The 22,339-nt window shown below is 68.1% G+C and carries 22 protein-coding genes; 12 read left to right on the forward strand and 10 right to left on the reverse strand.

The features are described 5' to 3' along the window. The first annotated feature begins 35 nt into the window (after window positions 1-35). Together ACFYWJ_RS05655 and ACFYWJ_RS05660 are read left to right on the forward strand one after the other, a co-directional pair. Window positions 36-782: an MBL fold metallo-hydrolase gene (locus ACFYWJ_RS05655; RefSeq protein ID WP_355275295.1), complete on the forward strand. Its 747-nt coding sequence runs from the start codon at window positions 36-38 to the stop codon at window positions 780-782. A 105-nt stretch (window positions 783-887) separates the two neighbouring features. Then, window positions 888-2,063 (forward strand): Fic family protein, encoded by a 1,176-nt coding sequence (locus ACFYWJ_RS05660; protein WP_355275293.1) that lies wholly within the window; start codon window positions 888-890, stop codon window positions 2,061-2,063. Window positions 2,064-2,074: 11 nt separating this feature from the next. Here ACFYWJ_RS05660 and ACFYWJ_RS05665 read toward each other — a convergent pair whose 3' ends face one another. The 6 genes from ACFYWJ_RS05665 to ACFYWJ_RS05690 all read right to left on the reverse strand — a co-directional run bounded on the left by ACFYWJ_RS05665 (window position 2,075) and on the right by ACFYWJ_RS05690 (window position 8,118). Next, window positions 2,075-3,151 carry a sn-glycerol-3-phosphate ABC transporter ATP-binding protein UgpC gene (locus ACFYWJ_RS05665; RefSeq protein ID WP_355275292.1) on the reverse strand — a complete coding sequence of 359 codons (1,077 nt, stop codon included), beginning with the start codon at window positions 3,149-3,151 and terminating at the stop codon, window positions 2,075-2,077. Between the two features lie 63 nt (window positions 3,152-3,214). Further along, a complete protein-coding gene (locus ACFYWJ_RS05670) occupies window positions 3,215-4,543 on the reverse strand; it encodes an ABC transporter substrate-binding protein (protein WP_355275290.1) in 1,329 nt (442 codons plus the stop codon). 20 nt (window positions 4,544-4,563) lie between these two features. Then, window positions 4,564-5,355, reverse strand: a complete 792-nt coding sequence (locus tag ACFYWJ_RS05675; RefSeq protein WP_355275449.1) for a carbohydrate ABC transporter permease — start codon at window positions 5,353-5,355, stop codon at window positions 4,564-4,566. Between the two features lie 71 nt (window positions 5,356-5,426). Then, complete coding sequence (locus ACFYWJ_RS05680; protein WP_387161415.1) at window positions 5,427-6,377, reverse strand: carbohydrate ABC transporter permease; 951 nt, start codon at window positions 6,375-6,377, stop codon at window positions 5,427-5,429. A gap of 123 nt (window positions 6,378-6,500) precedes the next feature. Beyond that, on the reverse strand, window positions 6,501-7,385 hold the full coding sequence (locus ACFYWJ_RS05685) for a L,D-transpeptidase (protein WP_387160929.1): 885 nt from the start codon (window positions 7,383-7,385) through the stop codon (window positions 6,501-6,503). Between the two features lie 343 nt (window positions 7,386-7,728). Further along, window positions 7,729-8,118 carry a hypothetical protein gene (locus tag ACFYWJ_RS05690; RefSeq protein ID WP_355275288.1) on the reverse strand — a complete coding sequence of 130 codons (390 nt, stop codon included), beginning with the start codon at window positions 8,116-8,118 and terminating at the stop codon, window positions 7,729-7,731. Window positions 8,119-8,183: 65 nt separating this feature from the next. Between ACFYWJ_RS05690 and ACFYWJ_RS05695 the strand changes: the two genes are divergently transcribed. After that, window positions 8,184-8,327 carry a hypothetical protein gene (locus tag ACFYWJ_RS05695; protein ID WP_355275460.1) on the forward strand — a complete coding sequence of 48 codons (144 nt, stop codon included), beginning with the start codon at window positions 8,184-8,186 and terminating at the stop codon, window positions 8,325-8,327. Between the two features lie 63 nt (window positions 8,328-8,390). Next, window positions 8,391-8,831: a helix-turn-helix domain-containing protein gene (locus ACFYWJ_RS05700; RefSeq protein WP_355275287.1), complete on the forward strand. Its 441-nt coding sequence runs from the start codon at window positions 8,391-8,393 to the stop codon at window positions 8,829-8,831. Between the two features lie 40 nt (window positions 8,832-8,871). Here the strand turns inward: ACFYWJ_RS05700 and ACFYWJ_RS05705 are convergent, their stop codons facing one another. The 3 genes from ACFYWJ_RS05705 to ACFYWJ_RS05715 form a co-directional block, all read right to left on the reverse strand. After that, window positions 8,872-9,792: an alpha/beta fold hydrolase gene (locus tag ACFYWJ_RS05705; RefSeq protein ID WP_355275285.1), complete on the reverse strand. Its 921-nt coding sequence runs from the start codon at window positions 9,790-9,792 to the stop codon at window positions 8,872-8,874. An 81-nt stretch (window positions 9,793-9,873) separates the two neighbouring features. Continuing rightward, on the reverse strand, window positions 9,874-11,217 hold the full coding sequence (locus ACFYWJ_RS05710) for a cytochrome P450 (protein ID WP_355275284.1): 1,344 nt from the start codon (window positions 11,215-11,217) through the stop codon (window positions 9,874-9,876). A gap of 44 nt (window positions 11,218-11,261) precedes the next feature. Next, window positions 11,262-12,470 (reverse strand): serine hydrolase domain-containing protein, encoded by a 1,209-nt coding sequence (locus tag ACFYWJ_RS05715; RefSeq protein WP_355275445.1) that lies wholly within the window; start codon window positions 12,468-12,470, stop codon window positions 11,262-11,264. A gap of 191 nt (window positions 12,471-12,661) precedes the next feature. Between ACFYWJ_RS05715 and ACFYWJ_RS05720 the strand changes: the two genes are divergently transcribed. Both ACFYWJ_RS05720 and ACFYWJ_RS05725 read left to right on the forward strand, forming a co-directional pair. After that, window positions 12,662-13,282 carry a hypothetical protein gene (locus ACFYWJ_RS05720; protein ID WP_355275283.1) on the forward strand — a complete coding sequence of 207 codons (621 nt, stop codon included), beginning with the start codon at window positions 12,662-12,664 and terminating at the stop codon, window positions 13,280-13,282. 38 nt (window positions 13,283-13,320) lie between these two features. Then, entirely contained in the window at window positions 13,321-14,772 is a 1,452-nt protein-coding gene (locus tag ACFYWJ_RS05725) for an MFS transporter (RefSeq protein WP_355275281.1), read from the forward strand. Between the two features lie 63 nt (window positions 14,773-14,835). Here the strand turns inward: ACFYWJ_RS05725 and ACFYWJ_RS05730 are convergent, their stop codons facing one another. Further along, window positions 14,836-15,510 (reverse strand): serine protease, encoded by a 675-nt coding sequence (locus ACFYWJ_RS05730; protein ID WP_355275279.1) that lies wholly within the window; start codon window positions 15,508-15,510, stop codon window positions 14,836-14,838. A gap of 461 nt (window positions 15,511-15,971) precedes the next feature. Between ACFYWJ_RS05730 and ACFYWJ_RS05735 the strand changes: the two genes are divergently transcribed. The 6 genes from ACFYWJ_RS05735 to ACFYWJ_RS05760 are packed head-to-tail and all read left to right on the forward strand — an operon-like array spanning window position 15,972 to window position 22,335. Next, on the forward strand, window positions 15,972-16,826 hold the full coding sequence (locus tag ACFYWJ_RS05735) for an ABC transporter permease (protein ID WP_355275277.1): 855 nt from the start codon (window positions 15,972-15,974) through the stop codon (window positions 16,824-16,826). A 3-nt stretch (window positions 16,827-16,829) separates the two neighbouring features. Next, window positions 16,830-17,693, forward strand: a complete 864-nt coding sequence (locus ACFYWJ_RS05740) for an ABC transporter permease (RefSeq protein ID WP_355275275.1) — start codon at window positions 16,830-16,832, stop codon at window positions 17,691-17,693. A gap of 40 nt (window positions 17,694-17,733) precedes the next feature. Beyond that, window positions 17,734-19,212 (forward strand): MCE family protein, encoded by a 1,479-nt coding sequence (locus ACFYWJ_RS05745; protein WP_355275273.1) that lies wholly within the window; start codon window positions 17,734-17,736, stop codon window positions 19,210-19,212. Next, on the forward strand, window positions 19,209-20,234 hold the full coding sequence (locus ACFYWJ_RS05750; protein ID WP_355275271.1) for an MCE family protein: 1,026 nt from the start codon (window positions 19,209-19,211) through the stop codon (window positions 20,232-20,234). Before ACFYWJ_RS05745 ends, ACFYWJ_RS05750 begins: the two co-directional genes overlap by 4 nt. Then, a complete protein-coding gene (locus tag ACFYWJ_RS05755) occupies window positions 20,231-21,226 on the forward strand; it encodes an MCE family protein (RefSeq protein WP_355275269.1) in 996 nt (331 codons plus the stop codon). Before ACFYWJ_RS05750 ends, ACFYWJ_RS05755 begins: the two co-directional genes overlap by 4 nt. Continuing rightward, the gene (locus ACFYWJ_RS05760; protein ID WP_355275267.1) at window positions 21,223-22,335 is read left to right on the forward strand and encodes an MlaD family protein; all 1,113 of its coding nucleotides are present in this window, start codon (window positions 21,223-21,225) and stop codon (window positions 22,333-22,335) included. Before ACFYWJ_RS05755 ends, ACFYWJ_RS05760 begins: the two co-directional genes overlap by 4 nt. Window positions 22,336-22,339: the final 4 nt, after the last annotated feature.

Genomic DNA, 22,339 nt, shown 5'->3' on the forward strand with positions numbered 1-22,339 from the left:
GGGTCGGGAGCTGTTGCTCCAGGGAGGATTCGCTCATGCGCTACCAGCAAGTTGGTGACGAGGTGTTCACCATTCGGGGCACCGAGGTGAATATGGTGCTGCTGCGGGACGGGCGGGACCTCACGCTGATCGATGCCGGCTGGCTGGGGGATGCCGGGGTGATCGAGCGGGTGGTGCGGGAGCTCGGGCATCGGCCGGAGGACATCGTCGCGGTGCTGCTCACGCACGCTCATCTCGATCATGTCGGGGCGCTGAATCATCTGCACCGGCGGTACGGGATTCCCGCGTACACCAGTGCCGTCGAGGTGCGGCACGCGCGGGGAGAGTGTCATGAGTCGGCCACTCCGCTGGATGTGATCAAGCGGCTCAACGATCGCGCGACGATCGGGTGGGCCGCGCGGATCACCGCCGCGGGTGGCTTGCGCAAGAACACCGTCGCGCACATCCAGCCCTTCCTCGCCGAGGGGGCGCTGGACTTTCCGGGCAACCCGGTCCCGATCGCCTGTCCCGGGCACACCTCGGGCCACTCGGCCTTCCACCTCCCCGCGGCGGGTGCCATCGCGACCGGCGACACCCTCGTCACCGCGCATCCGACCTCGAAAACGGTCGGTCCGCAGCTACTTCCGAGCTTCTTCAACCACTCCACCCCCGCCACGCTGGCCGCGCTCACCACCCTCGAATCCGTCCCGGCCGAGCTGGTCCTGCCCGGTCACGGCCTCCCCTTCCGCGGCGGCATCGCCGAGGCGGTCGCCCGAGCCCGCACGACGCCCATTCAGCCTTGAAATGCCAACAGCGAGTAGCCATCTCATTGGTGGCGTCGGCAGCCGCAAACGCGGATAGCCACTGAAGTAGTCGCGTTCCGGATAGTGAAAGTACAGTAATAGCTCATGAATTGGCCTGCTCATCATGTCGAGCAGCGTCCCTGGACGGCGCGCGACGGATCGCGAGCCGGCCCCGCGCCCGAGTCGGTGGCGGTGTCCATCCCGCCGCGCATCGCCGATCTCGACTTCGATTCCCGGCGAACGACATCGGCCAGTGAGGCCGCGCTGATCGCGGTGACCCATCTCGAGGCGGGCCAGGGCCAGTATTCGGCGTCGCTGCGCGAATTCCTGCTGCGCGCCGAGGCGGTCGCGTCGTCGCGGATCGAGCACGTCGACGCGGGCTGGCGAGCGTTCGGCAAAGCCTTCGGTGGCGCGGCGACCCGGCCAGAGGCGGAGGCACAGGTGAGTGCGGTGCGCAGCCTGGCCGGCCTGGTCGACGCGGGGGCCACCGGCCGGATCACCGAGGCGAATCTGCTCAGCGCCCACCGCGTGCTGATCGCCCCGGAGTGGGAGAAGGCGGGCCGCTTCCGCACGGCGCAGACCTGGATCGGCGGCAGCGACTACACCCCGCTGCACGCGCTGTATGTCCCCCCGCCGCCGGAACTGGTGCCCGAATTGGTGGCCGACCTGCTCGCCTTCGTCGCGCGCGGTGACCTGCCGATCCTCGTGCAGGCCGCGATCGCGCACGCGCAGTTCGTCTCGATCCACCCGTTCGTCAGCGGCAACGGCCGGATCGGCCGCGCGCTGGTGAGCGCGATTCTGCGCAGGCGCGGGCTGACCGATCGGGTGACGGTGCCCTTCTCCTCGGTCATGCTCGCCGACTCCTCGCGCTACTTCGCGCAGCTGGATGCCTACCGGGGCGGCGCCGCCGACGAGTTCGTCGTGTACCTGGCGCTCGCGGCGGTGTACGCCAGCGAGGCCGCCATCGACTCCGCCCGCGCCCTGGCCGCGCTCCCCCAGCGCTGGCGCGACCGCGCCCGCCCGCGCGGCGGCTCCGCCGACGAGGCCCTGCTCGCGAACCTGCTCGAGCACCCGATCCTGACGATCGCGGTCGCGAACAAGCTCACCGCGACCACCGATTCGGCCACCTACCGCGCCATCGAGCGACTCGTCGACGCCGGCATCCTCGAGGTCGTCTCCGATTCCAAACGCAACCGCGTCTGGGCCGCCACCGACGTCTTCGCCGAACTCGGCGCCCTCGACGCGGCCATCGGCCGCCGCACCACGGCCGGTCTGTCGTAGCGCGGTCGACCTCAGCGCACCCGGGTCTCGGTCGCCGCGTCGAAGAAGAACACCTCGTCGAGTTTCGGCCGCAGGTGCAGGGTGTCACCGAGGGTCGTCCGGAAGCGGCGGTCGACGCGGACGACGATCTTGCCGGAGCGGGTGGACCAGTCGGTGCCGGCGCCGTGGGTGTAGACGAAGGATTCGGCGCCGAGTTCCTCGAGCAGTTCGGCGACGACGGTGATGCCCTCGGGATCGGTGGTCACTGCCCAGGACTCGGGCCGGATACCGAGGATCACCCGGGCACCGGACACGCCGCGCGGCACCGGGATTCGCAGGCCGTCGAGGACGGCGGCGCCGTCGACGACCGGCGCTTCGAGCAGGTTCATGCCCGGCGAGCCGATGAATCCGGCGACGAAGGTGTTCACCGGGTCGTCGTAGAGCTGCCGCGGCGAGGCGATCTGCTGGAGGGTGCCGTCGCGCAGGACCGCGACGCGGTGGCCCATGGTCATGGCCTCGACCTGGTCGTGGGTGACGTAGACCGTGGTGGTGCCGAGCCGCTGTTGCAGCGCGGCGATCTGGGAGCGGGTGCTCACCCGCAGCTTGGCGTCGAGGTTGGACAGCGGCTCGTCCATGCAGAACACCTGCGGGCGGCGCACGATCGCGCGGCCCATGGCGACGCGCTGCCGCTGACCACCGGACAGCTTGGCCGGTTTGCGGTCGAGCAGCGCCTCCAGCTCGAGCATGGCGGCGGCCTCCCTGACCCGAACGAGGGTGTCGGCCTTGCTCATTCCGGCGTTGCGCAGGGCGAAGCCCATGTTCTCGGCGACGGTCATGTTCGGGTACAGCGCGTAGCTCTGGAACACCATCGCCACGTCGCGGGCGCGCGGCGGCAGCCCGGTGACGTCGCGGTCGCCGATCCGGATGGTCCCCTCCTCGACGGATTCCAGGCCGGCCAGCATGCGCAGGCTGGTCGACTTGCCGCAGCCCGACGGCCCGACCAGCACGAGGAACTCGCCGTCGGCGATGTCGAGATCGAGTGCGTCGACCGCGGGGGTGTCGGCACCGGGATAGCGGTGCGTGACACCGTCGAACTGCACTGTCGCCATGGCGAATTCTCCTGCGAACGAGGCGGGCCGGTGGTCGCCACGACCACCGGCCCGCGGGGGTGACTACTTCGGCAGCTTGGGCGTGATCTGCCGGTCGATGATCGCCTGCACGTCGGCGGCGACCTTCGCGAGAACGGTCGCGGGATCGGCGTTCTGCAGGCCGATCTGCTCGTAGCCGGTGCCGATGATCTGGTCGGCGCCGGGCACGAACACGCGGGCGTAGTCCTGCGACTTGGCCACCGAGAGCTGGTCGATGGCGACCTTGGAGTTCGGGTTCTTCGCCAGGAAGTCCACCTCGGACGGGTCGGTCACCGCCGACTTGCGCACCGGCATGTACCCGGTGTTCTGGGTGAAGTACGCGGTGTTGGCCGCGTTGGTGATGAACTCGATGAACTTCAGGGCGTTGGCCTTGCGCGCGTCCGAGATCCGCGACGGAATCGCCAGACCGGCACCGCCGGTGGTGACGCCGGGACCGTTCGGGTGCGGCAGGAAGGCGGTGCCGAACTCGAACTTGCCGTCGGCGTTCTTCTTGATGCCCTTGAGATCACCGGTCGAGGCGATCGTCGAAGCGGCGACGCCGGTGCCGAAGTCGACGGCGATCTGCGGGCGGATCGCCGCGTACTTCTTCACGTTGATCGAGTCACGCAGGTAGGTGGCCGCGGCGATGGAGCCCGGGTCGGTGAACTTCAGCTTCCACTGATCGGAGTACGCGCCGCCGAAGGTCCAGTTCGGGCCCTGGAAGGTCCAGCCGAGGTAGTTCTTGGCGTCGCCCCAGGCGTGCGCGAACTTGTCGGCGCCGACGACCGACTGGAGCTTGGGGCCCCACTCGTCGAACTCCTGCCAGGAGTTCGGGCCGCGGTCGGGCAGACCGGCCTTCGCCCACACGTCCTTGTTGTAGTAGAACAGCGGCGTCGAGCGGGCATACGGCAGCGCGTAGTGCTTGCCGTCGAACAGGTAGTCGGCGGCAAGCGAGTCGACGTAGTCGCTCAGCTGCACGCCCGCGGCGCCGAAGTGGCTGTCCAGCGGCTCGATCGCCTTGGTCAGCGCGTAGTTGAACCACCAGACGTCGGAGAGCACGACCACGTCGGGCAGGTCACCACCGGTGAGCGCGGCGTTGAACTTCTGCGCCACCTCCTCGTAGTTCTTGCCCGCGTCGACCAGGTTGACCGTGAGATCCGGGTACTTCGCCTGGAACCGGTTGATCAGCTCCAGCTCCAGCTCCTTGGAGGTACCGGGGTGGTTGGACCAGAAGGTGATGGTCTTGGCGTCGCCGCCGTCACCGGATCCGCCGCCGGTGCCCGCGCAGGCGGTGAGCGCCAGACCCGCGGCGGCCGCGCCGGTGAGGCCGAGGAAGCCGCGGCGGCTCAGCGCCGGGAATCGTTGACTGGACACGTGGATCTCCTGTTCGAGAATCAACCCTTGACCGCACCGGAGGTGAGGCCTTTGATCATGTGACGTTGCAGGGCGAGGAACACGATGAGGATCGGCAGCATCGTCAGCACGGTGCCGGCCATCACCGGTCCCCAGTTGGTGACCGACGGGTTCTCGGTGTTCTGCAGCAGGGTCAGGCCCACCGGCAGCGTGGCGACCTCGGCGGAGTCGGCCATCAGGAACGGCCAGAGGTATTCGTTCCACTCGTTGACCAGCGTGACCACCGCGAACGCCACCATGGTCGGTCCCGACATCGGCAGCACCACCCTGGTCAGCAGCCGCCACCAGTTCGCGCCGTCCATCCGCGCCGCCTCGATGACCTCGCCGGGCAGCGACAGGAAGTGGTTGCGCATCAGGAAGGTGCCGAAGGCGACGCCGCAGAGCGGGATGATGATGCCCTGGAAGGTGTTGCGCCAGCCCAGCTGCGCGATCAGCGCGTAGTTGGAGATGACGGTGATCTGGTTGGGCACCATCAGTGCCGCGATGATCACCAGGAACACGATGTTCTTGCCGGGGAAGCGCAGGAACACCAGGCCGTACGCGCTGAACACGCCGAGCGCGAACTTCACCGCCGACACCACACCGGTGACGATCAGCGAGTTGCGCAGGAAGGTCCAGAACGGCACCGTCGTGGTGGCCTCGCCGTAGTTCTCCGGGTGCCAGCTGTGCGGCCAGTACACCGCGGGCTGGGTGTAGATGTCGGCGCGGTCCTTCAACGAGGTGATCAGGATCCAGAACAGCGGGACGCCGACCAGGATCAGCACGCACACCATCGCGGCGTAACCGAGCACGGTGACGGCGCGTTCGCGGCGTCGGTACGAGAGTGTCTGCGGTCCTACGTGTTTCACCGTTCGCCTCGATCCATCACGCGCACCTGGATCAGCGTGACCACCAGCAGCACCACGAACATGATGGTCGCGACGGTGGCGCCGTAGCCGGCCCGGAAATTGCGGAACGACTCCTCGTACACCTGGAAGACCATGGTCGTCGTGCCGTTACCGAGCGGCCCGCCGCGGGTCATCACATTGATGATGTCGAAGACTTGCAGCGAGTTGAGCAGCACGGTGATCGAAAGGAAGAAAGTCGTCGGACGAAGCTGGGGCAGTAGCACTTTGGTGAAAGTCGTCCAGCGGCTCGCGCCGTCCATTTCGGCGGCTTCCATCAACTCCGCGCGCACGCCTTGCAGGGCGGCCAGATAGATGACGAAGGTATAGCCGAGGTTCTTCCAGATGTAAGTGATCGTCACCATGAACAGGGCCCAGTGTGGGTCCTGATAGAAATCCGGAACACGGTCGACGCCGACGCGGTGCAGAACATCTTGTACCAGACCGAAACTCGGATCGAAGATGAATTGGAAAGCCACGCCGATCGCCGCGCCCGAGATAACGAAAGGCGCGAAAATAGCCGAACGAACCACATTGCGCCCGAACAGTTTTCGGTCGAGCAACAGGGCCAGCGCCAGTCCGAGCGCCATACTCACGACGACCGCGGCGACGGTGAAGATCACCGTGTTGGAGACGACCTTCCAGGAGTCCTCGCGCCCCCACCACTCGACGTAGTTGTCGAAACCGATCGGAGTGGCAACAGGATCCGCGATGTTCCAGTCGGTGAACGACAGCCGGATGTTGTCGGCCAGCGGCCGGTAAACGAACAGCGTCAGCAGCACCAGGTTCGGCACGACCAGGACCAGGAACAGCGCATAGTCCTGCCACGGGCGGCTTTTCAGCCCGCGGCCTCGTGGCGCGGGGAGGACCCGCTCTGGACTGCTTCGCACCGCGGCAGTTTTACGGCGCATGGCGAACTGCCGGTTAACCCTGGCCGCCGTAGCTCTGAACATCGGGCGCACAAGGGCGAGTACAGCAAAAAGCCGAACAACACGACCGCGATTGATCGTATTGTTCGGCTTTTGTTCAGCGAATCAGTTCCAGTCGCCCAGTCCGTCACCGGAACTCAGGGTGCCGCCCTGGGTGTTGGTGACGACGACGGCGTCGCCCCGGCGCGAGTTCTCCAGGAACCACTTGGCGTTCTCGGTGCTCACGTTCAGGCAGCCGTGGCTGGCGTTGGAGTAGCCCTGCTGGCCGACCGACCACGGCGCGGCGTGCACGAAGATGCCGCTGTTGGAGATGCGGGTCGCGTACTCCACCTCGAGCTTGTAGCCCTCGGGATCGGTGACCGGCACGCCGTAGGTCGACGAGTCCATGGTCATCTTCTCGAACCGCTCGCCCACGATGTAGGTGCCGTTCGGGGTCTCGTAGCCCTTCTTGCCCAGCGAGGTCGGCATCTCCTTGACGACCTCACCGTTCACCGTCACGGTGATCATCTTGGTGTTGTCGTCGACGCTGGCGATGAAGGCGTCACCGATGCGGAACGAGCTGGTGGTGCCGCCTGCCACGACGGTGACGTCGGTGTTGGCGGGCCAGAACTCGTTCGGCTTCCAGCGCACCTGCTTGTCGCCGGTCCAGTAGAAGTGGCCGGGCGCGGCCTGGCTCGAGGTGACCTTGATGGCCTTCTCGGCGGCGGCGCGATCGCCGACCGGCTCCTTGAAGCTGATGATGATCGGCTGCGCGACGCCGACGGTCTCGCCGTCGGCGATGTTGATGTTCGGCGGGGCGAACGGCGCCTGCGGCGCCGGCTCGTTCACCGCGGGCTGGCTGGAACCGGAGCCCGGGAGGGTCGGCTGGGCCTGCGCGGGCATGACGATCAAAGCGCCCGCCGCCGCGACTGCCGCTGACAGCAGCAGGCCCCGGCGCAGCCAGCGCGATTGCTGCATATTTGCCTCGTAGTGCATAGGTTTCTCGTCCATTCCATCTCTCGTTCCGCCTGCGGCGGCGCGAGATCTTCGTGATTGACGCGGAGTCCGCAACGGGTCTCCACGGGGTAACGACGCCCCGACCCTGACCGTCCATTCCTACCCGCCCGGGGTGACAACGTGCCAGCCGCGTTTCCCGGCGATAACGGACCGGCAACTCTGTGTCCCAGGTCACATAACGCGCTGTTATACACCGGCTTTCGTCAAACGCCGCGCTCACGGCGGCGAGTCGGCGACGGTGATGTCGGCGACGGGTGAAACACATGGTTGTGAGCCTCAAACCCCGAGTGATCGAAATCACTGGTCACTTGTGAACTGGCTCGCGTCGGATCGGCGCTCACACCCCGGAATTCCGGGTGGGGCGCGTGACCGCGGAACGAAGGAACTCGATCTGCTCGCCGACGACGCGATCCCGGAGCAGCGGGTCGGTGTAGAAGCTGAAATGGGTGCCCGGGTAGACCCGCAGCTCGCCAAGGGGCGCGCGGTCGGCCAGCGCACGGCCGGTGTCCGGTGGGGTCTCCCGGTCGTCGGCGGCGGCGCAGACCAGCAGGGGGCAGCGCACGAGCGCCGCGGACTCGGCCGGGCGATAGCGGGTCAGCATCGTCAGCAGGGCTCTGGGCGCGATGCTGTTTCGCCACAGCGTGTCCTGGCCGCCGGTGAGCGTGCGGATGTGCTGTTCGGCCTCGTCGGTCGTGGTGACGGCGACCGTGCCGGGCGCGCCGACCATCGGGATGTAGTGCGGTCGCAGGCCACCGCCGCGATCCGTGGATCACCGGCGGCCACCGTCACCGCGTGCGCGCCGCCGAGCGAATTACCCCACAGCGCAACGCGATCGGGGTCGACGCGGGCGTGTGCGCGAGCGAAGGCGACGGCGCCGCGCAGGTCGTCGAGCTGGCCGTCGACGGTGGGGACCTGGTGGCACCGAAACCGCGATAGTCGAAGACCAGCGCCGCGAACCCCGCGGCGGCGAAGCGTTCGGCGTAGTCGAACAGCCGGTCCATGGTGCCGCTGAAGCCGTGGCACAGCACCACGCAGGCGACCCGGTCCGTGCCGGTCCAGGCGCCGATCGCCGATCGGTTCCGGACCGCGATCGCGCTGGCCAACGAGCTGGTCGCGGGGCCGTCGGCCGACATCGAGGAGCGGGTCCGCGCGTCGCAGGCGGTCGCGGGACTCGCGGATCCGGTCCTGCTGTTCCGCGATCTGCCGGCGGAGACGCTGCGCCCGCTGATCCTCGACGGTGCCCGTGCGCTGCTGGGCGGGCCCGCCGCCGACCGGCCGCGCGGACCCGCCCGCGGCCGGAACGGCGGCCGCCCGGCCAAGCTCTCCGCCGACCTCGTCGAGCAGGCGAAGGCGCTGCACGCGGACGGGCTGGCGGTGCCGGAGATCGCCACTAGATTCGGGATATCCAGGGCGACTGTGTACCGCTGTCTCAAAATCTAATTTCGACCACTTTTGATTTTGATATGAGAATCGCGGGCCACTACCGCAGGAAGTCGCTCAGCAGCGGCACGGCCAGCGCCGGGCAATCCTCGTGCAGGGCGTGCCCGCAGCCGGGCAGGACGTGCGCGGTCGCGTCCGGAATCCGCGCGGCGAGCGCGCCGGCCTGGGTGGCGGGGAGCCAGGTGTCGGCGCCACCCCACAGCACCAGGGTCGGTGCGGTGATCCGGTGCAGCCCGGCATCGGTGACGCGGTAGTCGAGGTTGCGCCACAGCGCCAGGAACCCGGCCCGGTTCGCCGGTCGCGCGAACGGGAGGTAGTACGCGTCGACGATCTCGTCGGTGACCAGCCGCGGATGGGCGAAGGTGGCGCGGATGTTCTCGGCGTAGAACGACCGCGTGGTGAGCTCGGTGGCGAGCTCACCGAGCAGCGGAGTCGTGAACAGCGGCGTGACTGGTGCCTTCTCGGCATCCAGCCCCGGTGCGTCGAGCAGGACCAGCCGCTCCACCCGATCCGGGTGCTCCTGGGCGAAGTACATGCTCCAGGCGCCACCCCACGAATGCCCGACCAGGGTGGTCCGGGCGAGGCCGACGGCGTCGAGGAAACTCGCGATCGCCGCCGACATCGCGGGCAGGTCGTAGGCGAAGTCGGCGCGGCGCGCTTCGGTGTAGCCCTGGCTGGGCAGATCCACCGCGTAGACGGTGTGCTCGGCCGCCAGCGCGGGCAGCACGTCGCGCCAGGAATAGCCCCACAGGCCACCGCCCGCGATCAGCACGACCGGGGTACCCGACCCCGCGCGGACGTAGTGGAACTTCGCCAGGTCGGTCTCCACGTAGTTCGACGCGAGCCCGCCCGGAAACCGTGCCTCCGGCGCGGCGGCCGCGGGCCCGGCGACCACGCCGATGGTGCCGAACAGGATCGCGACGACCAGCGCGATCCTGGGGAAAACGGTGCTGTACTGCATGACTCGACTCCTCGTCGATTGCGGTGGACACACCTTGGACGAGGCAGGAGGCATCGCTGTGACGGGATATGAGCTGGTTCACTACCGTTCGCGGGTGAACCGGATCGGCCGATCCGGCGCGGTGGCCAGATTCCGGGGCACGGTCCGGGGGCGGGCGCCCAGGGCCAGCGCGGGGTCGAGGGCCAGGCCGACCGTGGTCAACAGGGTTGCCAGCACGATGCGGAGCTCGTATTCGGCCAGCGTGGCGCCGATGCAGCGGCGATGTCCGCCGCCGAACGGGGCGTACTCGAACGGCGAGAACTTGCGGTCGAGGAAACGGTCGGGGTGGAACAGGCGGGGCGCGGGCCAGGTCGACGGGTCGCTGTGCAGGACGCCGACGGCGAGGCCGATCGTCTGTCCGGCCGCCACGTCGACCCCGCGCCAGCGCAGCGGTCCGGTCAGCGTGCGCAGCACGATGGGAACCGCCGGATGCAGGCGCAACGTCTCCTGGCAGACCGCGCCGAGCAGCGGCAGCGCGGCGAGGTCGGCGGGGTCGTCACCGGCCGTCGCCAGTTCGGCGGTGAGCCGGTCGAGCAGACCCGGCTCGCGGTGCAGGTGATAGAGCGCCCAGGTCAGGGTGGTGGCCGTCGTCTCGTGACCGGCCACGAGCAGCGTCCGCAGCTGCTCGCACAGCTCGGTGTCGGTGAGGGCGCTGCCGTCGTCGTAGCGGGTGGCCAGGAGTAGATCGAGGAGGTCGCCCGAGCCGGGACCGGTGCGCTGGCGGTGGGCGATATCGGTCAGGATCACCCGGTCGAGTCGGGCGCGGGCGGCGACGAAACGCTCCCACGGCCCGAATCCGGCTATGCCACGGCGTAATACGGGCGCGACGAGCAGCGGCGTGGTGAAGGCGGCGAGGAAATCGGTGACGGCACCGGCGTATTCGGGCGCACGATCGACCTCGGGTCCGTACACGGCCGCCAGGATGACCCGCAGCGTGATGAACCGTGCCGCGTCGAGCGCGTCGATCCGGCTGCCCACCTGCCAGGAACCCGCTGTGCCGCAACCGTGCTCGATCTCGCGCAGCGTCGCGTCCCGGATCACCCCGGCCAGCGCGCGCACCCGCGGACCGTGCAGGGCGGGCGCCAGCAGCGCGCGGTCGGTGCGATGCCGCGCGCCGGAGCTGAGGATCAGCGAGGCGGCGCCGACCATCGGTTCGATCGGATTGGGCCGCGGCGGGGTCAGCAGCGCGGCCGGCGCGCGGAACAGTTCGCGCGCGCCCTCGGCCGTTCCGGTGAACAGCACCGGCGGGAAGCCGGGGAAGCCGACCGCGAACGGATCGCTGTGGGCCGCGCGTCGTCGCAGGTAGCCCTCGAAATCGCGGCCCGCCGCCACGCCGTGCAGCACCGACCAGCGTGGGGTCGCGGGTGCCGGGCTCAGCGCTGTCATGCCCGTTACTACGGCGCGCGCCCGCGGCCGGTTCGAACCGGCACCTAGGTCTGCTCGGCGCGCAGGCGGCGCACCGTGCCCTGGGCGATCGCCGACAGCTTCGCCAGCCGCGCGTCACCGAGCGCGGTGAAGGAGTTGCCGAGCCGGTTGGTGACGAACGCGATCGACATCCGCAGATCGGGGTCGGCGTAGGCGCCGGAGCCGCCGATTCCATAGTGGCCGAACGCCTGTCGCGGCTGCTGCTTGGTCATCAGCACCGGCCGGTGATAGCCGAGGGTGAAGCGCAGCGGCAGGCCGAGGACGTAGTCGCGGCTGTCGGTCTGCTGGGTCACGTTCGCGGCCTCGATCGTCTCGGGACGCAGGAACCGCACCGGCGCGTCGCCACGCGCGGGCCGGTGCTCGGCGTCGCCGGCGTACACCACACCGCCGTTGGCGAGAGCGCCGTACAGCCTGGCCAGCGCCCTGGCCGAGAAGACGCCGTTCCAGCCCGGCATCACCGCGTCGTGCACCCGGGGGTCGCGCACCAGTTCGTCGAAGCTCTCCGGCATGCCCGCCTCGGCCAATCCGCGCGCGGGCCGCACCCACGACAGCACCGAGGACGCGGTGTTCCACCGGATTCCCGGCGGTGCCAGGTGCGGGAAGATCTTGGCGATCCGGTACCGCTGCGCGGCGGGCACCTGGAACCAGAATTCGTCGGTTCCCAACGGCTGCGCCACTTCTCGCTCCAGCACCGTGGTGAACGGCTCGCCGGTCACCCGCTGCACGATCTCGGCGACCAGCCAGCCGAAGGTGATCGCGTGATAGCCCGAGGTGCGGATGCGGCGCGGGTCGGCCGGGCTCTCCGCCAGCGCGGTGACCACCTTGTCGTAGTCGAGGATCCCCTCGCGGCCCGGCACCAGCCCGCGCACGCGGTGCAGGCCCGCGCGGTGCGAGAGCACGTCGCGCACGGTGATGTCGTGCTTGCCGTGCGCGGCGAACTCCGGCCAGTACCGCGCGACCGGCGCCTCGTAGTCGATCAGGCCGCGCTCGGCCAGCCGGTGCACGACCGTGGCCGCGACGCCCTTGCCGGTGGAGAAGGTGAGCGCGACGTTCTCGCCGTTCCAGCGTTGATCCTTGGCCGCCCAGCCCGCCCAGATGTCGACGACCGGCCTGCCGTCCAGATAGATGGCCAGCGCGCCGCCGCCACGGCTGGGCTGCGGGAAGAGTCCGAAGAAATGGTCGGCCAGCCGGATGAACCGGGGATCGACCAGCATTTGGCGCGGCGCCGCGATCGGCGTGCCGCCGGGCCGGGTCAGGGGGCCGAAATCTCCCGCCGTTGCTGCCACCATCGGGTTCACCTCCTGATGCAGGTACGGCCGGGGGGCCGGAATCCCAAGGGTAACCCAGCACCCCGACCATCGGGATGGAGTCGACGCCGGTGGCTCCGGTGGTGTATTCACAGTAGGTGTTTGCAGACCTGTCCATCGGCCGGCTCGTCGGCGCGGTCGCCATCACGGTGACCGCCTTCGTCGCGAGTGGATGCGGTGGCACCATCGACGGCCACGCGCAGCCCGCGATCGATGTCGTCCCGGCGACCAGCAGCGCCGGCCCCACCACCAAACCCTCGGGCAAGCCGACCACGAGCAAACCCGCGCAGACCTCGACCAGGGGCGGCAACACCGACTTCCAGGCCAATGTCGGCGATTGCGTCGCACTCGGTGGCACCGTCAACGACGCCACCATCGCCAAGGCGTCGTGCGGCAGCCGGTCGTCGAACTACAAGGTCATCGGCAAGGCCAAGAACAGCACCGGCTGCGTCAGCGACCGCGACAACTTCTACGCCGAGACCCTCAACGGCATCGAGACCGGCGCGCTGTGCCTGGATATCGACTGGGTCGTCGGCGGCTGCATGGATGTCGGCGGCGACGAGCCCAAGCGCATCGAGTGCACCGAGTCCGGGTCCGAGGCGGTCAAGGTCATCACGATCAAGACCGGCACCGACAGCGTCGACGACTGCCCCGACGTCGCCGATTCGGGCTTCAAGTACCCCGAGCGCAAAGTCGTGGTCTGCGTCCAGAGCCTGTAGTTAGGCGAAAGACCGGCGCGAGGCGCTAGTTTGGTGAGGTGCCCCCGACCCAGACGGTTCGGCTGAATTCGGCCACGGGGCGGTGGATCCTGCTCGCCACCATCCTGGGCTCCTCGATGGCGTCGCTGGACGCCACGGTGGTCGCGGTCGCGCTGCCGCGCATCGGCGAGTCGCTGCACACCGATGTCGCGGGTCTGCAGTGGACGGTCAACGGCTACACGCTCACCCTGGCCTCGTTCATCCTGCTCGGCGGGTCGCTGGGCGACCGGCTCGGCCGCAAGCGCGTGTTCGTCTGGGGGGTGGCCGGATTCGCGGTCACCTCGCTGCTGTGCGCGGTCGCGATGAATATCGAGCTGCTGGTCGTGGCCCGATTGCTGCAGGGCTTGGCGGGCGCGCTGCTCACCCCGGGCAGCCTCGCGCTGATCTCGGCGTCGATCGATCACGAGGATCAGGGCAGCGCGATCGGCCTGTGGTCCGGTTTCGGCGGCGTGGCGGGCGCGTTCGGGCCGCTGCTCGGCGGCGGGCTCATCGATCTGGTCGGCTGGCGCGCGATCTTCCTGCTCAATGTGCCGCTGGCGCTGGTCGTCGCGGTGGTGGCGATCCGGTTCGTGCCGGAGAGCCGGGATCCGGACGCGCCGTCGCGGATCGACGTGCCGGGCGCGGTGATCGTCGCCATCGCGCTCGGGGCGCTCACGCTCGGGCTGATCGAGGCGCTTCCGGTGCTGATCGGGGTCGGGCTGGTCGCGCTGGCGCTGTTCGTGGTGGTCGAGCTGCGCAGCCCGAATCCGCTGGTCCCGCCCTCGCTGTTCGGCTCGCGCGTGTTCACCGTCGCGAATCTGGTGACGTTCTTCGTCTACGCCGCGCTGGGCGGCGTCTTCTTCCTGCTGGTCCTGCAGCTGCAACTGGTCTCCGGGTATTCGCCGATGGCCTCGGGCGCGGCGAGTCTGCCGGTGACGGTGCTGATGCTGGTGCTGTCGGCCCCGGCCGGGCGCTGGGCGCAACGGCACGGGCCGCGGATCCCGATGACCGTGGGTCCGCTGCTGGCCGCGGGCGGTGTCTTCGCGCTGCAACGGGTCGGGGCCGACGCGAACTATCTCACCGATGTCCTGCCCGGCGTGCTGATCTTCGGGCTCGGGCTCTCGATCATGGTCGCGCCGCTGACCGGCGCGGTGCTGGCCGCGGTGCCCACCGCCGACGCTGGCATCGCCTCCGGGGTCAACAACGCCGTCGCCAGGACGGCGCAGCTGCTGGCCGTCGCCGCGTTGCCCGGCTTGGCGGGCCTGGCTGGCGCCTTCGACGATCCGGTCGCCTTCGCCGCCGGCTTCGACACCGCGATGCGCTGGTGCGCTGCGCTGCTGCTGGTCGGAGCGGTCGTGGCCGGGGTGCTGCTGCGGGTCCCGCGGCGCGCGCCGGAACCCGACCGGGTCGATTGCCTGCCGCACTGCGCGGGCGCCGACGGTCCGGCGCTGGCGCCCCTCGGACAGAAATGAAGCGGGCCGCGTGGAGGTGAATCCACGCGACCCGCAGTGCTTCCGGCGATCCGAACGGGCGGGCTAGATGGGATGGAATCCCGCGCCGACGCCGCCGCGGCCGTTGACGTCGTTCATGATCGCGCTCATGTTCGTGCCGACCTCGGGGCCGAAGCAGGCCACGGCCAGGTAGGCGTTCACCATGCCCACCAGGGTCGAGCCGACGACCACCGGCGCACCGGAATCGCCTTCGATCACACACATCTGGGCCCAGGTCTCGGTATTGGTCTGGAAGACGTCACCCCAGGTGATGCCGCAGGTGTTGCCGGTGGTCCGGCCTTCCTTGCAGACGATCGTCGGGAACTGGGCTGGCCCGCCGATGCCGGTGATGGTGACGTTGCCGATCCGGTTCACCGGGATGATCCGCCCCGGCGTGAACTCGATGATCGCGTAGTCGAGTTCGGAGTTGCTGTAGGCGAACCGGCCGATCTCGCCGTAGCCACGGTCCACCTCGGCGGTGACGCTCGCGCCCGCGTCGCCGCAGTGGCCCGCGGTCAGTCCGACGAGTCTGCCCGCACCGTCGTAGCCGACCGTGGTGACGGTGCACTCGAACATGCTGTCGATGACGATTCCGGAGCCGCCGCCGATCACCGGCGGGCCGGGTTGAGCCTGCGAAGCGCCCGCGCCGGTGCCGAGCAGTGCTGCACCGAGGGCGACGGCGAAGGCGGCGTTGGCCACCTTGGCGAGTGTGGTGAACATGTCCCTCCAGACGTCGGAAGCCCGCACGATATCAATTCGCTCTGCCTATCGTGCCTGTATTCCGTCCCGGGCGCGCCCCGCCCACGGCGCACTTCTTAGTGATAGCTGATATCTATCAATGGAATGATCAATTGTCCAGTTATGCCATCGGTCTGTGATCTGCCGGAGTATTCGGTCGGGGGGTTCGTTATGAATGACAGTTTTCCGCAATATTTATTCGGCGCAGCCGCCAGTGCTGGGAATCCGCGCGGAAAACGACATCCGACGCAATCGTCGATACCGCCACAATTGTGGGCTGTATGGTCCGACATGGCAGGACTCATAGCTGTTCGTGACGGTGACCTCTGTCTATGACGGCGCTCACATGTCGGTGGTGTGTTCTGCGCTACTCCGTAGTAAGGTGCGTCAAGCAAACAAGTCGTCGGGGTGTTGATGACCTGGCGTCGAGAGGGGTAAAAGCAGTGCAGTCGACCGAGAGTCCACCCGCCCGTTCACGAGTCAGCGAAGCTGTCGACCGGACCAAGGGCCTTTGGGACGACCATCCGAAGAAGTCACTCGAGACCTTCGGTCGACAGATCACGATGGGTTTCGAAGCGATCACGGAGTTGATCGTCGCGATCTTCCGTCGCCGCTTCCCCTTCGACGAGTTCGTGCGGCAATGCGCGTTCATGGCCAACGTCGCCGCGGCGCCCACCCTGCTCGTCGCCATCCCGATCGCGGTGATCGTCTCCATCCAGGTCGGCGCGGTCGCCGGTCAGGTCGGCGCGACCTCGTTCATCGGCGCGGCGAACGGCCTCGGCATCATCCAGCAGGGCGCGCCACTGGTCACCTCGATCATGATCGCCGGCGCGGTCGGCTCGGCGGTCTGCGCCGACCTCGGCTCGCGCACCATCCGTGAAGAGATCGACGCCATGAAGGTGATGGGCGTCGATCCGCTGCGCAGGCTGGTCGCCCCCCGGCTCGGCGCCGCGATGATCGTCAGCTTCCTGCTCTGCGGCTTCGTCGTCTTCGTCGGCTTCATCACCGGCTACATGTTCAACATCTTCGCCCAGGCGGGTACCCCCGGCTCCTACATGAGCACCTTCGCCTCGTTCGCGGTCACCCGCGACCTCGCGGTGGCGCTGCTCAAGTCGGTGATCTTCGGCATCATCGCCGCGATCATCGCCTGCGACTCCGGCCTGAACGCGCGCGGCGGCCCCGGTGGCGTCGCCAACGCGGTGAACTCGGCGGTGGTCAGCTCCATGGTGATGCTGCTCGGTGTCAACGTGGCGATCACCCAGATCTACGCCGCAGTCTTCCCCCCACAGGTGGTCTGAGCCATGTCATCAACGTATGTACCCCCGCTGCTGCGGCCGCTGCGCCAGCTCAAGGCGGTCGGCAAGGCGCCCATCGATCTGCTCGCGCGGCTCGGCCACCAGGTCTTCTTCTTCCTGCGTTCCGTCGGCTCGATTCCGCTGGCCTTCAAGCAGTACCCGAAGGAAGTCTGGCGGCTGCTCTCCGACGTCACCTGGGGTAACGGCAACATCGTCGTCGGTGGTGGCACCATCGGCGTCATCCTGATCATCAGCGCCTTCGGCGGCATGACGGTCGCCATCCAGGGTCACACCTCGCTGAACCTGCTCGGCCTGAGCCCGATCACCGGTGCCATCTCGGCCTTCGCCACCACCCGCGAGCTCGGCCCGCTGCTGGCGGCGCTGGCGTTCGCGGCACAGGCGGGCTGTCGATTCACCGCCCAGCTCGGCGCCATGCGCATCTCCGAGGAGATCGACGCGCTCGACTCGATCGCCATCCGGCCGCTGCCCTACCTGGTCAGCACCCGGATGATGGCCGCGGTCATCGCGATCGTGCCGCTGTACTGCATCGGCCTGGTGATGGCCTACGTGTCCTGCTCGATCACGGTCCAGCTGATAGGTGGCACCGCGGCCGGTACCTACTCGCACTACTTCTACCAATTCCTGGTACCGACCGACGTGCTGTACTCGCTGCTCAAGGCGGTCGTGTTCGTCATGATCACGACCTTCATCCAGTGCTACTACGGCTTCTTCGCCTCGGGTGGTCCCGAGGGCGTCGGCGTCGCGGCCGGCCGCGCGATCAAGATGTGCATCATCCTGGTCGTGTTCGCCGACCTGTTCATGACTTTGGCGATCTGGGGCGTCAACCCCGGAATCCGGATCTCGGGGTAGGCGCGCGATGATCATCGATCCCAGTGGGCGCGGTCCCACGATGAAACAGCTGTACATCGCCGGTACCTGTGGCGTCATCGTCTTCGCGGTGATCCTCGGGTTCCTGATGGCGAGGTACCAGGGCTACTTCGTGCCCAAGGTCAACGTGGCCGCCAACCTGACCACCACCGGTGACGGCCTCCCCTCGGACGCCGACGTGAAGTTCCGCGGCGTGCTCGTCGGCGCCGTCAAGGACGTCGAGATCACCGACAAGGGCGCCACCCAGAAGGTGAACATCGAGCTCAAGCCCGAGTTCGCGGGCGACATCCCGTCCAACGTCACCGCTCGCGTCGTGCCGAGCAACCTGTTCGCCGTCACCTCGGTCGAGCTGGTCTTCAACGGCGCGTCCGACCAGTACCTGCACGAGGGTTCGCAGATCCCCGAGGACACCAGCCAGGGCACGATCGCGCTGCAGGACACGCTCACCACGGTGCGCGACATCCTCAACGAGGTCGACCCGGTGCAGCTGGGCCGGGTGCTCGGCACCCTGACCCAGGCGCTCGACGGCAGCGGCCGGGTCCCCGGCTCCACCATCCAGCGCCTCGACCACTGGCTCACCACCGTCGCCGACGCCGGCCCGAACCTGGGCGGCATGCTCGACAACTTCGCGGCCTCGGCGCACGCGCTCAACCAGTCGGCACCGGAACTGCTCGACGTGCTCGGCAGCTCGGTGCAGACCGCCAACACCATCGCCACCAAGCGGGATCAGCTGATCGCGCTGCTGGCCGGTGCGAGCGCCACCACCGACCAGGTGAACGACCTGTTCGCGACCAACCCCGATGTCGGCAAGGAGGTCACCGGAGGGATGAACGCGACCCTGGGCGCGCTGGCCGCCGATCCGAGCTCGATCACCAAGACCTTCGAGGTCTTCGGTCCGTCGCTGGCGGCGCTGAACACCACCATGCACGGTGGTCCGTCCAAGCAGATGGTCTGGAACGCGGGCCTGACGTTCACCCCGTACAAGCCGAACACCGTCGCCGACTGCCCGCGCTACGGCGAACTGCTCGGCCCGAGCTGCTTCACCGCGCCAGCCACGGTCAGCCTTCCGCCGATGCCGGAGAGCGTGCGCCCGAAGGCGCTCGCGTCGGCCGCCGGCCTGCCGCCGCTGGTCGCGATCCCCGGCATGCCCGCCATCCCCGGCCTCACCACGCCGGGCCTCGCGCCGATGCAGACCGCCAACGGCACCGAGGTCAAGCCGTTCGCCGGGACGCCGCTCGAGGGCCTGGTGCCGTCGATCCAGATCCCGGGCCTGCCGGGTCTGCTCGGCGGTGGCGCCCCCGCGCCCGCCGCCGGTCCCGCTGCCCCGGCCGACGCACCGCAGCCAGCGGTGGCCCCGGCCGCCAAGCCGATCTCCTACCAGGGCGAAGCGGCGATGACTCAACTGCTGGGGCGTAAGCCGACGGCATCCGAATTCCTGCTGCTCGGTCCGATTCTGAAGGGCGGAACCCTGCAAGTGTCCGAAAACGGGGGTGGCGCATGAGCATCCGCAAGCCACTGATCGGGTTCAGTATCTTCGCGATCGTTTCCATGCTGGTCATCGTGGTCGTGTGGAATACGCTCGCCCGCACGGTCGACGGAGACACCCGCAAGTACACCGCGATCTTCACCGATGTCCTGGGCCTGCGCCCCGGCGACGACGTCCGCATGGCGGGCGTGCGCGTCGGCAAGGTCGAGAAGATCGAGCTCGACGGCAAGAACGACGCCAAGGTGTCGTTCATTGTGCAGAGCGACCAGACGGTCTTCGACGACACCAAAGCCCTTGTCCGCTACCAGAACCTGATCGGCCAGCGCTACGTCGCGCTGACCCCGGGCTCGGCGCCGAGCCCGCAGGAGCTGAAGAGCGGTTCGGTCATCCCGATCGACCGCACCGAGCCCTCGTTCGACATCTCCGCGCTGCTCAACGGTTTCCAGCCGCTGTTCCAGGCGCTGGAGCCGGCCGAGGTCAACGCCATGTCGGAGACGCTGATCCAGGCGCTGCAGGGTGACGGTGTCTCGCTGTCGTCCTTCATCGTCCAGGCCGCGCAGCTGGCCACGGATTTCCAGCGTCGGGACGCGATTCTCTCCGACGTGATCACCAACCTGTCCGGCGTGATGGCCGGGTTGGCCAAGCGAGGGGATGAATTGGAGACCCTGGTCACCCAGACCCGGGCGCTGATCGGCGGGCTCTACGAACAGGGTCAGTCGCTGCAGGCGTCCACGGCCACCCTGGCCGACGCGACGACCTCGCTGGTCGGCATGGTCGGCAAGATCCAGCCGAAGCTGTCGGCGGCGCAGAACTCGACCACCGCGGCGCTGAACCTGCTGCTGGCCAACGGCGCCAAGCTCGACCAGGCCGCGATCGACATGCCGTCGATGCTCGCCGACCTGGGCCGGATGACCTCCGAGGGCACGCACGCCAACGCCTACCTGTGCAGCCTCGACGTCTCGCTCTACGGGGTGCTCTTCCCGCGCGGTCTGTTCAGCCAGATCGGTGGCACCTCCCACTCGGAGGTCTGCAGATGAGCAAGCTCAAGAAGACCTTCCTCGGCAACCGCAACTTCTGGCTCGGTGTGATCGGCTCGCTGGTCATCGTGCTGCTGCTGGTCGGTTCGACGGTCTACCAGTTCATCGGGATCGGCAGGCAGTCGATCGAAGCGGAGTTCGTGCAGGCCGCGGGCATCAAGACCGGCGACAAGGTCGCGGTCTCGGGTGTGCAGGTCGGCACGGTCACCGGCGCCAAGATCGAGGGCGATCACGTGGTGATCACCCTCGATGTCGACAAGTCGCTGAAGTTCGGCCCCGACGCGCACGCCGCGATCAAGATGGCCACGCTGCTCGGCGCGCGCTACGTCGACCTGCAGCCGGGCGACGGGTCGGGTCTGAAGAACAAGACCATCCCGCGCTCCAACACCGACGTGCCGTACAACATCGCCGATGTCGTGCAGGTCGGTACGCCCAAGTTCGAGGAACTCGACACCAAGAAGCTGGCCGCCTCGCTCAACACGATCAACAGCCAGCTCGGTGACTCGCCGGAGCTCGTCGCGCAGGCGATCGACAGCGTCGGCGCCCTGGCCAAGGTCGTCGACCGACGCAAGAGCGAGGTCGACAGCCTGCTGAAGGACCTGAACCGGGTCACCCAGCTGCTGGCAGACAACCGCAACTCGATCCTGCTGGTCATCACCCAGGGCGAGGCCATCGCCAACCGGGTGATGGAGCGGCAGAACCTGCTGCGGCAGCTGCTCGACAACATCGCCACGCTGACTCGTCAGCTGGAGGAGATCGGCGCCGAGAACGGTAACCAGTTCGGCGGCACCATCGGTCAGCTCAACACCATGGCCGAGGGTCTGCAGAAGAACAAGGACAACCTCGACCGCCTGCTGCAGATCGGGCAGCCGACCGCGCGCTACTTCAACAACGCGCTCGGCAACGGCAACTACGGCGACGTCTCGCTGCCGTGGCTGTTCCCCGACAACTGGCTGTGCTTCGTTCAGGTGATTCAGGGGTGCGCAGGATGAAACTGACCTCGAGATTCCGCGGCGGCAAGACGCTGGCCCGATCGCTCATGATCGGCGCCACCGCCTTGACCCTGGGCAGCTGCTCGCTGCTGCCCAATCAGGTGAACGACGCGCTCGGCATGTCGACCAAGATCACGGCCGACTTCGAGAACATCGCGGGCATGTACGAGGGCAACGACGTCATGGTCCTGGGCCTGGCGGTCGGCAAGGTCGACAAGATCATTCCCAAGGGCACCTACGTCGAGGTCCACATGACCATCGACGGTGGCGTGAAGATCCCCAAGGAAGCGATCGCCGCGATCATCTCCCCCTCGATCGTGACCGACCGCCACATCGAGATCACCCCGCCCTTCACCGGCGGTGAGTCGATGAAGTCCGGTGAGCACCTGCCCAAGGCACGCACCAGGACCCCGGTCGAGCTGGACACGATGATCAAGACCATCGACCAGTTCTCCGCCTCGCTGAAGCCGGAACCGGGTCAGGAAGGACTCGGCCCACTCTCTGGCCGGGTGCTCTACCCGGTGCTCAATGGCAATGGCCAGAAGATCCGCGAAACCCTCGACGCCCTGTCTTCGGCGTTGAAGATCGGTGTCGACAACAAGGACGCCATCTCCAACATCATCATCAAGCTCAACGAGCTGACGACGATGCTGGCCGACAACGACCAGTCGGTGCGCGACTTCAGCAACCGGGTCACCGCCATGTCGGGCCTGCTGGCCGAACAGGCTCCCGGCCTGCAAGCCACGCTGGATCAGCTGAACGCGTTCCTGGCCAACACCTCCACGATGTTCGGCGAGCACGCCGACGAGCTGGAGACCTCGCTGACGGGGCTGACCAACGTCACCAACCAGCTGCGCGCCAACTCCGGCGCGATGGTCGAGATCGTCGACATCGTGCCGCTGCTGATGCAGAACATCGACGGCGCGATGAACAAGGAAGGCCGCTTCGTCCGCCTGCACGGCCTGATCGGTACCGCCCTCTCCGGCGAGATCGTCAGCGTCTTCTGTGAGCGGGTCCAGATGAAGTCCGATGGCTGCCGTTCCGGGAACATGCAGGACTTCGGCCCGGACTACGGGCTCACCGCCGCACTGCTCGGACTGACGAAATGACCCT

The organism is Nocardia sp. NPDC003269 (genome assembly GCF_042888005.1).
GTDB lineage: Bacteria > Actinomycetota > Actinomycetes > Mycobacteriales > Mycobacteriaceae > Nocardia.

What these genes read in the sequence shown, in the direction of transcription:
- ACFYWJ_RS05690 (WP_355275288.1), bottom strand. Translation starts at nt 8,118, where the DNA reads ATGGTCGGCGCGCCCGGCACGGTCGCCGTCACCACGACCGACGAGGCC.
- ACFYWJ_RS05715 (WP_355275445.1), bottom strand. Translation starts at nt 12,470, where the DNA reads ATGCTGGTCGATCCCCGGTTCATCCGGCTGGCCGACCATTTCTTCGGA.
- ACFYWJ_RS05730 (WP_355275279.1), bottom strand. Translation starts at nt 15,510, where the DNA reads ATGTTCACCACACTCGCCAAGGTGGCCAACGCCGCCTTCGCCGTCGCC.
- ACFYWJ_RS05700 (WP_355275287.1), top strand. Translation starts at nt 8,391, where the DNA reads ATGGTGCCGCTGAAGCCGTGGCACAGCACCACGCAGGCGACCCGGTCC.
- ACFYWJ_RS05710 (WP_355275284.1), bottom strand. Translation starts at nt 11,217, where the DNA reads ATGACAGCGCTGAGCCCGGCACCCGCGACCCCACGCTGGTCGGTGCTG.
- ACFYWJ_RS05675 (WP_355275449.1), bottom strand. Translation starts at nt 5,355, where the DNA reads ATGGTGTGCGTGCTGATCCTGGTCGGCGTCCCGCTGTTCTGGATCCTG.
- ACFYWJ_RS05680 (WP_387161415.1), bottom strand. Translation starts at nt 6,377, where the DNA reads ATGCGCCGTAAAACTGCCGCGGTGCGAAGCAGTCCAGAGCGGGTCCTC.
- ACFYWJ_RS05750 (WP_355275271.1), top strand. Translation starts at nt 19,209, where the DNA reads ATGAGCATCCGCAAGCCACTGATCGGGTTCAGTATCTTCGCGATCGTT.
- ACFYWJ_RS05660 (WP_355275293.1), top strand. Translation starts at nt 888, where the DNA reads ATGAATTGGCCTGCTCATCATGTCGAGCAGCGTCCCTGGACGGCGCGC.
- ACFYWJ_RS05705 (WP_355275285.1), bottom strand. Translation starts at nt 9,792, where the DNA reads ATGCAGTACAGCACCGTTTTCCCCAGGATCGCGCTGGTCGTCGCGATC.
- ACFYWJ_RS05745 (WP_355275273.1), top strand. Translation starts at nt 17,734, where the DNA reads ATGAAACAGCTGTACATCGCCGGTACCTGTGGCGTCATCGTCTTCGCG.
- ACFYWJ_RS05685 (WP_387160929.1), bottom strand. Translation starts at nt 7,385, where the DNA reads ATGGACGAGAAACCTATGCACTACGAGGCAAATATGCAGCAATCGCGC.
- ACFYWJ_RS05760 (WP_355275267.1), top strand. Translation starts at nt 21,223, where the DNA reads ATGAAACTGACCTCGAGATTCCGCGGCGGCAAGACGCTGGCCCGATCG.
- ACFYWJ_RS05665 (WP_355275292.1), bottom strand. Translation starts at nt 3,151, where the DNA reads ATGGCGACAGTGCAGTTCGACGGTGTCACGCACCGCTATCCCGGTGCC.
- ACFYWJ_RS05740 (WP_355275275.1), top strand. Translation starts at nt 16,830, where the DNA reads ATGTCATCAACGTATGTACCCCCGCTGCTGCGGCCGCTGCGCCAGCTC.
- ACFYWJ_RS05655 (WP_355275295.1), top strand. Translation starts at nt 36, where the DNA reads ATGCGCTACCAGCAAGTTGGTGACGAGGTGTTCACCATTCGGGGCACC.
- ACFYWJ_RS05755 (WP_355275269.1), top strand. Translation starts at nt 20,231, where the DNA reads ATGAGCAAGCTCAAGAAGACCTTCCTCGGCAACCGCAACTTCTGGCTC.